Source organism: Flavobacterium zhairuonense (genome assembly GCF_004352915.1).
Classification (GTDB): domain Bacteria; phylum Bacteroidota; class Bacteroidia; order Flavobacteriales; family Flavobacteriaceae; genus Flavobacterium; species Flavobacterium zhairuonense.
In genome coordinates this window covers 55,931-68,515 of sequence record NZ_SJSY01000075.1, presented here as the reverse complement: position 1 = coordinate 68,515, position 12,585 = coordinate 55,931, and the positions used below count along the sequence as shown (strand labels likewise).

10 protein-coding genes are annotated in these 12,585 nt (G+C 33.5%); 9 read left to right on the top strand and 1 reads right to left on the bottom strand.

Annotated elements, in window-relative coordinates; genetic code table 11:
* Positions 1 to 2: 2 nt before the first annotated feature.
* The 9 genes from nuoH (at position 3) to EYY60_RS16855 (ending at position 11,752) form a co-directional block, all read left to right on the top strand.
* Positions 3 to 1,055, top strand: coding sequence for an NADH-quinone oxidoreductase subunit NuoH (gene nuoH, locus EYY60_RS16895; protein ID WP_132990487.1), 1,053 nt, complete (start codon positions 3 to 5; stop codon positions 1,053 to 1,055).
* 84 nt (positions 1,056 to 1,139) lie between these two features.
* Positions 1,140 to 1,685: a NuoI/complex I 23 kDa subunit family protein gene (locus EYY60_RS16890; protein ID WP_132990486.1), complete on the top strand. Its 546-nt coding sequence runs from the start codon at positions 1,140 to 1,142 to the stop codon at positions 1,683 to 1,685.
* Complete coding sequence (locus EYY60_RS16885) at positions 1,685 to 2,224, top strand: NADH-quinone oxidoreductase subunit J family protein (RefSeq protein ID WP_035108238.1); 540 nt, start codon at positions 1,685 to 1,687, stop codon at positions 2,222 to 2,224. Before EYY60_RS16890 ends, EYY60_RS16885 begins: the two co-directional genes overlap by 1 nt.
* Positions 2,224 to 2,544, top strand: coding sequence for an NADH-quinone oxidoreductase subunit NuoK (gene nuoK / locus EYY60_RS16880; RefSeq protein ID WP_012023318.1), 321 nt, complete (start codon positions 2,224 to 2,226; stop codon positions 2,542 to 2,544). Before EYY60_RS16885 ends, nuoK begins: the two co-directional genes overlap by 1 nt.
* A 6-nt stretch (positions 2,545 to 2,550) precedes the next feature.
* Positions 2,551 to 4,434, top strand: coding sequence for an NADH-quinone oxidoreductase subunit L (gene nuoL / locus EYY60_RS16875; protein ID WP_132990485.1), 1,884 nt, complete (start codon positions 2,551 to 2,553; stop codon positions 4,432 to 4,434).
* A gap of 10 nt (positions 4,435 to 4,444) precedes the next feature.
* Entirely contained in the window at positions 4,445 to 5,884 is a 1,440-nt protein-coding gene (locus EYY60_RS16870; RefSeq protein ID WP_132990484.1) for a complex I subunit 4 family protein, read from the top strand.
* A gap of 138 nt (positions 5,885 to 6,022) precedes the next feature.
* On the top strand, positions 6,023 to 7,414 hold the full coding sequence (locus tag EYY60_RS16865) for an NADH-quinone oxidoreductase subunit N (RefSeq protein WP_132990483.1): 1,392 nt from the start codon (positions 6,023 to 6,025) through the stop codon (positions 7,412 to 7,414).
* Positions 7,415 to 7,575: 161 nt separating this feature from the next.
* Positions 7,576 to 8,346 carry a Bax inhibitor-1/YccA family protein gene (locus EYY60_RS16860; RefSeq protein WP_132990482.1) on the top strand — a complete coding sequence of 257 codons (771 nt, stop codon included), beginning with the start codon at positions 7,576 to 7,578 and terminating at the stop codon, positions 8,344 to 8,346.
* A gap of 559 nt (positions 8,347 to 8,905) precedes the next feature.
* Positions 8,906 to 11,752: a pectate lyase family protein gene (locus EYY60_RS16855; protein ID WP_132990481.1), complete on the top strand. Its 2,847-nt coding sequence runs from the start codon at positions 8,906 to 8,908 to the stop codon at positions 11,750 to 11,752.
* 67 nt (positions 11,753 to 11,819) lie between these two features.
* Here EYY60_RS16855 and EYY60_RS16850 read toward each other — a convergent pair whose 3' ends face one another.
* Complete coding sequence (locus EYY60_RS16850) at positions 11,820 to 12,572, bottom strand: hypothetical protein (protein ID WP_132990480.1); 753 nt, start codon at positions 12,570 to 12,572, stop codon at positions 11,820 to 11,822.
* Positions 12,573 to 12,585 lie beyond the last annotated feature (13 nt).

Below are 12,585 nucleotides of genomic sequence, written 5' to 3'. Positions count from 1 at the left end.
AAATGGAAAGTGCATTTATTATAGAAAAAAGTGTTGTTATCGTTGTCGTTTTTGCGGTAACTATGATTATGGCGATGTATTCTACCTGGGCAGAACGTAAAGTGGCTGCTTTCCTTCAGGATCGTGTTGGGCCAAACCGTGCTGGATGGGGAGGTTTATTACAACCGCTTGCTGATGGTATGAAATTATTCTCTAAAGAAGAGTTTTTCCCAAACACGCCAAATAGATTTTTATTCGTTGTAGGACCTGCAATCGCCATGAGTACAGCCTTAATGACAAGTGCTGTAATTCCGTGGGGAGACAGACTACATCTTTTTGGAAGAGATATAATTCTTCAAGCAACTGATGTAAACATTGCTTTATTATACATTTTCGGAGTTCTTTCTGTTGGAGTTTACGGCATCATGATTGGTGGATGGGCTTCTAACAATAAATTCTCATTAATGGGAGCAGTTCGTGCTGCTTCTCAAATGGTTTCTTATGAAGTTGCGATGGGATTGTCAATGATTGCGTTATTGATGATGACTGGAACAATGAGCTTAAAAGAAATGTCATTACAGCAACAAGGAATGAACTGGAATGTTTTTTATCAGCCATTATCATTCTTAATCTTCTTAATTTGTTCTTTTGCTGAAACCAACAGAACACCTTTCGACTTAGCTGAATGTGAAAGTGAGTTAATTGGAGGTTACCATACTGAATATTCTTCTATGAAAATGGGATTCTATTTATTTGCCGAATACGCAAGTATGTTTATTTCAGCAACTATTATTTCTGTTTTATTCTTTGGAGGATACAATTACCCTGGAATGCAATGGATGGTAGAAAATGTTGGTGTAAATACTGCTAACTTATTAGGAATTGCTGTATTATTTGTAAAAATATGTTTCTTCATATTCTTCTACATGTGGGTACGTTGGACGATTCCAAGATTTAGATATGACCAATTAATGAACTTAGGCTGGAGAATTTTAATTCCGCTTTCGATTGTTAATATTATGATTACGGGCGCTGTTATTTTAAGACACGATATCGCAGCAGCTTTAGGATTCTAATAACCGTCATCAGCTTCAAATAAAAAACAAAATAGATTTGAATTTGACTTCTCAGATTTTAAATCATAAATTATAATAGTAAAAATGTCAATAGAAACTATATCATTATCGGGTAGAAAAAAAGTGGTGTCAAACAAGGACATGACTTTTTTGGAACGATTGTATCTTGTGGCAATTGTAAAAGGTTTATTGATTACCATTAAACACTTTTTCAGAAAAAAGGCTACAATTCATTACCCAGAGCAAGAACGTGAAAGAAGTGCTGTTTACCGTGGTCAGCATATGCTAAAACGTGACGAACAAGGTCGTGAAAACTGTACTGCTTGTGGATTATGCGCTTTATCATGTCCAGCAGAAGCGATCACTATGAAAGCGGCTGAACGTAAAGCAGATGAAAAACACTTATACAGAGAAGAGAAATATGCTGAGATTTATGAAATCAACATGCTTCGTTGCATCTTCTGTGGTTTGTGCGAAGAAGCTTGCCCGAAAGATGCAATTTACTTGACAGAATCTAAAGTTTTAGTTCCTGCAAGCTACGATAGAGAAGATTTCATTTTTGGAAAAGACAAACTTGTTATGCCTTTAGAAATGGCTTTGAAAAATTCACAACTTAATAACGCTAACTAATGATACACATTCCAGATCTTGCAAACGCAACTCCTGTAGGAGTGATATTTTGTATCTTAGCGTTTATTACCGTAATTACTGCTTTCTTGACTATTTTTAGCAGAAACCCAATTCACTCCGCTATTTACTTGGTGATTTGTTTCTTCTCGATTGGTGGTCATTATTTATTATTAAACTCGCAATTTTTAGCAATTGTTCATATAATCGTTTATGCTGGAGCAATTATGATTTTGTTCCTGTTTACGATCATGTTAATGAACTTAAATGAACAAAAAGATGTACACCGACCAAGAATTACACGCTTGGGTGCGATTGTTTCATTCTGTTTGATTGTTATTGTTTTGATCGCCATCTTCATCAACTCTAAACCAATTGTAGGAGATTACGATTCAACAGGAGAAGATTTCCAATCGATTAAAGTCTTGGGTAAAATATTATTGAACGAATATATGGTGCCATTTGAATTTGCTTCGGTCTTACTTTTAGTAGCAATGATTGGAACTGTATTATTGTCTAAAAAAGAAAAATTAAATAAGTAATGGGTAATATATTAAATCAAATAGGTATTGAAAATTACATCTTTTTGAGTGTTGTACTTTTTTGTATTGGTGTTTTTGGTGTGTTATACAGACGAAATTCTATCATTGTTTTTATGTCTATCGAGATTATGCTGAATGCAGTTAACCTTTTATTTGTGGCTTTTTCGACTTATCATCAAGATGCACAGGGGCAAGTTTTCGTATTCTTTTCGATGGCCGTTGCTGCTGCCGAAGTTGCAGTTGGATTAGCGATTCTGGTTTCTATTTTCAGAAACATTGGCTCAATTAGTATCGATAACTTAAAAAATTTAAAAGGATAAAAAGAAATGGATATTAATTTAGCTTTACTATTAGTATTAACTCCTTTTTTAGGATTTTTAATCAATGTTTTCTTTGGAAAGAGCCTTGGAAAAACAGTTGCAGGAGCAATTGGAACTGTGGCTGTGGCAATTTCTTTCGTCGTTACTCTTGTACTTTTTAATCAAATTACTTCAACTGGAAAAGCAATTGAAGTTACTTTATTTGATTGGATTCAAATTAGCAACTTAAAAATCAATCTTGGATTTTTATTAGATCAATTATCTGTTCTTTGGTTACTTTTCGTAACCGGAATTGGATCTTTGATTCACTTATACTCTATCAGTTACATGCATGATGATGAGAATATGCACAAGTTTTTTGCGTATTTGAATCTATTCGTATTCTTTATGATTACGCTTGTAATTGGAAGCAACTTATTAGTTCTTTTCATCGGATGGGAAGGTGTTGGACTTTGTTCTTACCTATTAATTGGATTCTGGCATAAAAACCAAGATTACAATGATGCGGCAAAAAAAGCTTTCATTATGAACAGAATTGGAGATTTAGGTTTATTAATCGGAATGTTCATCATTGGATCGATGTTCTCAACATTAGATTATGCAACTTTAAAAACAGCAATTGCTGGAGCTGCTAACTTAGATCTATCATTACTTTCTTTAGCTGCTTTATGTTTATTTATTGGAGCTTGTGGTAAATCTGCTCAAATTCCATTATACACTTGGTTACCTGATGCGATGGCTGGTCCAACTCCCGTTTCTGCTTTAATCCACGCAGCTACAATGGTTACTGCTGGTATTTTCATGGTAACAAGATTAAACTTTGTTTTTGATTTAGCAGTTGATGTTCAAACTGTAATTGCAGTAATCGGAGCGATCACTTCGTTAGTTGCAGCTACCATTGGTTTAGTACAAAATGATATCAAAAAAGTATTGGCTTACTCTACAGTCTCACAATTAGGATTAATGTTCTTAGCATTAGGATTTGGAGCTTATGAAGTAGCTGTTTTCCACGTAATAACACACGCTTTCTTCAAAGCTTGTTTATTCTTAGGTTCTGGATCTGTGATTCACGGATTACATGGAGAACAAGATATGCGTAACATGGGTGGATTGCGTAAAGCAATGCCAATTACGTTCTGGACGATGTTGATTTCTTCATTAGCCATTTCTGGAGTTCCATTTTTCTCAGGATTCTTTTCTAAAGATGAAATCTTATTGACAGCTTTCCACCACAGTATTCCGTTATACGTTGTTGGATCTGTAGCTTCAATTATGACGGCTTTCTATATGTTCAGATTAATGTTCTTAACTTTCTTCAAAGAATTTAGAGGAACTGAAGAGCAAAAACATCATTTACACGAAAGTGGCGCATTAATTACAATTCCATTAATCATTTTAGCAATTTTAGCAACTTTTGGTGGATTAATCAGTTTGCCAGGAAACAGCTGGTTGAATGAATATTTAGCTCCTCTTTTCACAAAAGTGGCTGGCGAAGAACACCACTTAGGAACTACTGAATATACTTTAATGGGTGTTGCAGTTTTAGGTGGACTACTAGGAATTTTAATTGCTTATATAAAATACTTTAAACAAGACAATGTACCAGAAAGCGACGAAAATATCACTGGTGTAGCAAAAGTTCTTTACAACAAATACTATGTTGATGAACTTTATGATGCTGTATTTGTACGTCCTGTAAACGGCTTATCAAAAATCTTTAGAGATTATGTTGAAACTGGTTTATCTGCACTTGTTTTTGGATTAGGCAAAGTGGTGAATGAATTATCATTTCAAGGAAAAAAATTACAAACAGGAAGTATCGGATTATATCTTTTTGCCTTTGTTTTAGGACTTTGTGCAATTGTTTCCTATATATTTTTAGCTCAATAATATTATAACTATGAACGTTTCTACTATATTAATTATACTTTTAATTGGTGCATTTGCCACTTATTTTTCTGGTGACAAACTAGCTTCAAAAGTTGCATTACTTTTTAGTTTAGCAGCTTTAGGATGTTCAATTGTATTATTGAATAATTTTTGTGCTGGCGAAAATATCAGCGTAATCAACAGCTGGATTACACAACCTAAAATTTCATTTGCCTTAAATGCTGATGGATTAGCTCTTGCAATGCTTTTATTGACAGCAGCTTTAACACCGATCATTATATTTTCTTCTTTTGGAAATGAATATAAAAATGCTAAGGCATTCTACGCATTAATTTTATTTATGGCATTTGCAATGACAGGAACTTTCCTTGCTGCAGATGGTCTTTTATATTATATTTTCTGGGAATTAGCACTTATTCCTATTTACTTTATTGCGCTTATTTGGGGTAATGGCGATGCTGATGAAAGAAGAAAAGCAGTGGTTAAATTCTTTATTTATACACTTGCAGGTTCATTATTTATGCTTGTCGCTTTTATTTATTTATACCAAAAAGCTGGCAGTTTCTTAATTGAAGATTTATACAAGTTAAATCTTTCTGCTGATGAGCAATTGTGGATATTCTTAGCTTTCTTTTTAGCTTATGCAATCAAAATTCCAATTATTCCTTTCCACACATGGCAAGCAAATGTTTACCAAAAAGCACCAACTGTTGGAACAATGCTTTTATCTGGTATCATGCTTAAAATGGGATTATACAGTGTAATTCGTTGGCAATTGCCAATTGCACCATTGGCTGCAAGAGAATACATGGATATTTTCATTGTATTAGGAATTGCTGGAGTTATCTACGGATCAATTGTAGCTTTGAGACAAAAAGATTTAAAGAAATTATTAGCGTATTCATCTTTAGCTCACGTTGGATTAATTGCTGCAGGAACTTACACTTTGACAGTTGATGGTTTACGTGGAGCTGTTTTACAAATGATCGCTCACGGTTTTGTAGTAGTCGGATTGTTTTATGCTGCTGAAATTATTTATAGAAGATTCGAAACAAGAGAAATTGCTTCATTAGGCGGTATCCGTACGCAGTCTCCAAAATTTACTTCAATGTTCTTAATTTTGGTTCTTGCTTCGGTCGCTTTGCCAACTACGTTTAACTTCGTTGGAGAGTTTACAGTATTATACAGTTTATCTCAAATCAATATTTGGTTTGCTGTTTTTGGTGGAACAACTATTATTTTGGGAGCTTACTATATGCTTAAAATGTTTCAGAACGTGATGTTGGGAGAAACAAATTCAAAAGTTTTTGCTGATGTTACGCTTAACGAAGGTGTTTCAATGGTAGCTATTATTGCTGTTTTGATTTTCTTTGGATTTTATCCAAAACCTATAACAGATTTGATTACACCAAGTTTAGAAACGATTTTAAACGTTATCAATAAAAATTAAGGTTTTAGAATACAGGTTAACGATTTTTGATTGCAGATTTAATCTGATACTTGAAAAGTTAATCTTCTAAAAAATAAAAATATATTTTAAATAAAATAAATTAGGGCGTTTTAGATTTCCTAAATCAAAAAAACAAAAATGAATACATTAATAGCTATAACAGGATTGGGTATTTTTTGCCTATTGTTTGAAATTCTAAATTTTAGAAAAGGCATTGTTCCGTTTACCATTTTAGGTTTATTGGGAGTTTTGGCACTTAACTATTATGAATTTGGATCAACAGCAAGTTATTATAACAATATGATTGTGGTAAGCAAGTTCTCTACTGCATTTTCATCGTTGTTTATTATTTTGACCATTTTCCTTGTAGCGTTGAGTCACAATTTCTACGAAAATCATCAAACAAAAATCTCTGATTATATTGCTATAAAAGTATTTTTATTAGCTGGAGCTGTCGCTATGGTTTCTTTCGGAAACTTGGCAATGTTTTTCCTAGGAATCGAAATCTTGTCAATTGCATTATATATTCTTGCAGCTAGTGATCGTTTGAACATAAAAAGTAATGAAGCGGGGATGAAATATTTCTTGATGGGATCTTTTGCATCAGGAATCATTTTATTCGGTATCTGTTTGATTTATGGAGCTATGGGAACTTTTGATGTAACTGAAATTTATGAAAGCTCTCTATCTGCTGAATTGCCAATCTGGTTTCCAATCGGGATGGTTTTAATGACAATCGGAATGTTTTTCAAAATTGCCGCCGTGCCATTTCATTTCTGGGCTCCAGATGTTTATGAAGGTTCTCCTGCATTGACAACTGCTTTAATGAGTACTTTGGCTAAAGTTGTAGCAGTTGCAACACTTTATAAATTGGTAGCAGGATTAAATTTAATTCCGTCTTTAGAAAACCAAGATCTTTTAGGAACATTTGAGCATATCATTGTTATCATTTCAATCGCCTCTATGACGGTTGGAAATATAATGGCTTTACGTCAAGTAAATGTAAAACGTATGCTTGCGTTTTCAGGAATCTCACATGCAGGTTTCATGTTGATGACATTTTTGACTATTGCAACTTCTGCTGGAGTTTTATTGTACTATGCTGCTGCTTATGCATTAGCCGGAATTGCTGCATTTAGTGTTATTTTATATGTTTGCAAAAATCAAGACAACGAAGATATTACAAACTTCCACGGTTTAGGAAAAACAAATCCACTTTTGGCTGCAATTTTGACTGGATCATTATTGTCAATGGCCGGAATTCCAATTTTTTCTGGATTTTTTGCTAAATTATTCTTATTCAGCCAAACCATCCAATCCGGTTATATTGCATTAGTTATTGTTGCTGTTATTAACTCTATTATCAGTGTTGGTTATTATTTCAAACTAATATTAGCAATGTATTCAAAAGAACCAAACGAAGAGCGTACAGGAAAACCATTCCTAATTTATGCGGTCGCAGTTGTTTCAATTACTTTAAACATTGTTTTAGGTTTATTCCCTTCTTTAGTTTTAGATTTATTGAATTAAAATTTTTCAAAAGATATTATAATGTCCATTAAGAATTGCTTTTGATGGACATTTTTTTGGCCTTATTTTTTCAAGAAAAATTCATGTTAAAAATTTCTATTCAAACTAATAGACTTAAAAAAAACTTCCTATATTTGAGTTCATCTAAATGTATTTAAACTATGGCTTTCAATTCAAAAAATCCATTTTTAAACAGCAAACGTTTTTCATCAAATGCTGTTTCAAGAGCTGAAGAAGTACACGAAGCACAAATTATTGATTACAATCAAGAAATGACTGTTTCTGGTACAATTAACAAAACAGCTATTTTATTTTTAATTCTTACTGGTGCTGCCATGGTAACTTGGTGGATGGCTTTTAATGGAATGAACATAATGTTGCCTGCAATGGGCGGCGCAATTGTTGGATTGATATTAGTATTAATTTCAGCTTTCAAGCCAGAATATTCTCCATATTTAGCACCTGGCTATGCATTATTTGAAGGTTTGTTCATTGGAGGAATATCTGCAATTTTTGAAGCCATGTATCCTGGAATCGTCATCAATGCTGTTGGTGCAACTTTAGTGACTTTTTTAGTTTGTTTAGGCTTGTATAAATTTGGAATTGTAAAAGTTAACGAAACATTTAAATCGGTTGTAGTTGCAGCTACATTGGCAATCGCAACTTACTATTTAATTTCTTGGATTGCTTCATTAATTTTCAATTTCACTCCTGTTCATTACGGAAATTCAATGATAAGCATTGGAATCAGTGTTTTTGTTATTGTAATCGCTGCTTTAAACTTATTCTTAGATTTCGATCAAATTGAACAAGGAGCGCAACAAAGAATGCCTAAATTCATGGAATGGTACGGAGCTATGGGATTAGTAATCACATTAGTTTGGTTGTATATTGAATTCTTAAGACTTCTATCTAAATTATCGAAAAAGTAATTTTTTCCAACCTTATATTTTAAGCCTTTTTGAAAATTCAAAAAGGCTTTTTTTTGTCATTTATTTTGATAAAATGACCTTCCAAAAAGATCTTCTCTGAAGTGTGTTTTTTTCTCAAAAACTTCACCGAAAACAAATCAAATCTATAGTTTTCCTTCTTAAAAAAAGATATTAAAAATAATTTTTCGAGCAAATTTCTCAAAGACCAATCTTTAAAAGTAATCTATTTCTTATTTAAATTAGAAGCGCCATTAAAATTTAAAAAATCATCAAAAAAGTTAAATTTTAGAATCAGCTTCCATTTAACTGATTACAAAAACGTAGTAAAAATAGGACTTCACGATAAATATAATCATTATGTAATAAATTACAATTCATGCAATTTATTACATAATGATTATATTTTTGCATATTTTTTTAAGTAATATATTTTTATTTAATCAAATAATTACGAATATCAAAAATTTATATATTTTTGTGTAATCGATTACAATTAAAATTGTAAAAGATGAATCAAAACCACAAATAATATTTATTAACTATCTTAACCAAAACAATTATGAAAAAAAACCTACTTTTCGTTTTCGTTTTTCTTTTTTGCGTCCAAACTTGGGCACAACAAGTTACAATTACAGAAGCATCGGGCTGGCTTGAAACTGCTTTTGTAAAATGGCAACCGGTCAGTAATGCACAAACCTACAATGTCTATTATTCTGGCAATGGAATTACCGACAGAAAAATTGATGATCAGCTCATCCGAAGCTACGGAAGCTATTTTCGAGCTGATATTCCAGGATTGAAAGCTGGATCATACACTGTAAAAGTAAAACCCGTGATTTCTGGAGTGGAAGGAACTGGATCTACAACAAGTTCGTTGACAGTTTCCGCACACGATCGAAACGGATTTGCCTTTGAAAGTGGCAGAGTTCCGGGTGGTTACAAAGCTGACGGAACACCTAAAGACAATGCAGTAATTTTGTACATTACGCAAAACACAAAAAACACCATTTCGATGAACATTACTGGAGCAAGTGCTAATCCTTGCGTTGGTTTGCAAAATATTTTATATGCAATCAAAAAGGGAAAAGATACTCGTCCGTTCATCATCCGATTAATTGGAAACATCACAGACATGACAGTTATGGAAGGTGGCGATGTCGTAATCGAAAATGCAAATAATGCATCAAGCTACGTAACAATTGAAGGAATTGGAAATGATGCTGTTGCAAATGGTTGGGGCGTTCGTTTAAAATCGGCTTCAAATATCGAAGTAAGCAATCTTGGTTTTATGAACTGCAACAGTACAGCCGGCGACAATGTTGGAATGCAACAAGATAATGATCATATTTGGGTTCACAACTGCGACTTATTTTATGGAAATGCAGGAAGTGATGCTGATCAAATTAAAGGAGATGGAGCATTGGATAACAAATCTTCAACTTATATCACCTTATCTTACAACCACTTTTGGGACAACGGAAAAGCAAGTCTTTTGGGCTTAAGCGAAGGAACAACAACCGGTTTGTACATCACATATCATCACAACTGGTTCGACCATTCTGATTCCCGTCATCCAAGAGTTCGTTATTATTCAGCTCATATTTACAACAATTACTATGATGGAAATGCGAAATACGGAGCTGGATCTACAATGGGATCTTCACTTTTTGTAGAAGGAAATTATTTCAGAAATGCTAAACATCCAATGTTGACTTCTTTGCAAGGAACAGATATCTGGGACGAAGCAAATCAGGTAAACAATGCCGGAACAATGGGAACATTCTCAGGCGAAGCCGGCGGATTTATAAAAGCATACAATAATACTTTTGATGCTTCCAACGGAACAAATAATATGCGATTTGTGGCTTATAATGATCCGAATCCGTTATATAATATTTCAGGAAAAATAAGTTCAACAACAGATTTTGATGCTTATGTAGCAACAACAAGAGGCGAAACTGTAAGCAGTACAATTAAATCAAAATCAGGAGCAAATTCATATAACAACTTTGATACGGATGCCTCTTTATATGTGAAAAATTTAGTGATTGATGAGCCAGCAATTGCAAAAACCAAAGTAACACAATACGCTGGGCGCGTTTCTGGAGGAGATTTAAAATGGGTATTTGACAATAGTGTCGATGATACTTCTTCACTTGTAATTACAGCACTAAAATCTGCATTGACAAATTATAGTGGAGCTTTAGTTTCGGTTCAAGGAGAAGGAAATCCTCCCGCGAGTTCGCAAACACTTACTTCAACAGGAAATGAAAACCAAACAGTAAGTAGCGGAACAGCAATCGCATCAATTGTATTCACATGGGGTGGAGATGCTACAGATGCCACTGTAACAGGTTTGCCAGCGTCTGGACTTAGTTTTGTGAAAAACACAACCGCAAAGACAATCACAATTACTGGAACACCAACAGCAACTGTATCTTATTCAATTGCAACTACAGGAACTGGAACTCCAGCAACAGGTTCTGGAACGATTACAGTTACAGCTGCAGGCGCTCAAACTTTGACTTCTACAACAAACAACAATCAAACTGTTGCTAGCGGAACAGCGATATCTTCAATTGTTTTCACTTGGGGAGGAACTGCTACAGATGCAACTGTAACTGGTTTGCCAGCATCTGGAATTAGTTTTGTCAAAAACACAACTGCTAAAACAATTACAATTACTGGAACTCCAACAGCAACAATATCGTACTCAATTGCAACAACAGGAACAGGAACGCCAGCAACAGGTTCAGGAACAATTACAGTGACTACTGGAACACCAAGCGGAGATGAAATTCATAATTTCACAACTTCAGGAAAAACAAGTACTTTCTATTCAATTACTGGGAATATGAATTCTACAGATGGTTCAGTAACATACAATGGACTAACTTTAACTAAACGTTTAAAAATTGAAACTAGCACTTCTATTACATACACAACAACAAGTGCTTCAACTTTAACTTTAGTATTCGATTCAAATTTTACAGGAACAATCAAAGTTGACAATGTTTCTTATACTGCATCAGCAGGCATTGTAACTGCATCAATTGCTGCAGGTTCTCACACTATTACAAAAGGTTCTGTTGCTAATTTATTCTATATTAGCACAGTATATAATTCAGGAAGTACTTTAAGAATGTCAAAAACTGCTGAAGTTATTGCGGAACCTGAAACCTCGAAAGTTGTTTTATATCCAAACCCAGTGACTGATATTTTGTATTTTGCAAAATCAACTCAAACTATAGAACAAGTTTTAGTTTATAATATATCTGGTACATTAGTAAGCAGTGCAGGGAAAAATGCTGAAAGCATCGATTTAAGTCAATTAATCTCGGGAACTTATTTGGTAAAAGTTTACACCAATAACGGTTCATTCAATCAAACTATTCTTAAAAAATAAACTAATTCAAACTTAACTAACTTAATTTTAAAGTAAAAGGCTTCCAAATATGGAAGCCTTTTCTTATTTAAAAATTCTCTGATCCTGGTAGATCTTCTAAAACAGTGTTGGGATTGTCTTTGGCAAATAACATTTGTCGTTTCAATTCAAATTTTTTAATTTCATTTTTAGCTGGAATACTGTCATTTAGCGTATTTGTTACTTCATGTTCAACAACTCCCGTCATCAAATTATAATCACTTACCATATGAGCACCAGCTCCAGCACTAAAAGTATGCATCTCTATTAGAACAAAATCATTATTTACATATTTATACAATGTTTCTCTTGTACCAGGAGGTCCACCACCACTCTGAAGCATAATATGCAATATTTTATTCTCTATAGAAATCTCCTCTGACGTATATACCTGATAACCATTTTCCGTATATTCAGGATCTAAGGCTTCCCAAGAAACATCCTGAAGTTTATATTCTCCCGTTTCCTGTTTTAAGAGAACCAAGACTGCACGAGAATCTTGGCTATCATTTTCATTTTGTAGTACAATTACAATATCCTTAAGCTCATCATCATTAAGAAAACCTTCTGCTTTCATTTTTATTTCACAAGGCTCTAAAACAAAATCCTCAATATTTTTTCCTGTTGATGGAAATTTCAAATCTTTTATAGTTACTACATCACTCCCATCTTCTTCAAAATCTTCTTCAGGAAAATGTTGATTTAAACTGTCTTTAACTGAAGTCGTAGATTTTATATCAGACTTTTTATTACAACTAAAAATAACCATCATTAGTAATAGCAAAAATAATTTACATCTCATTCCCATTCTTTGA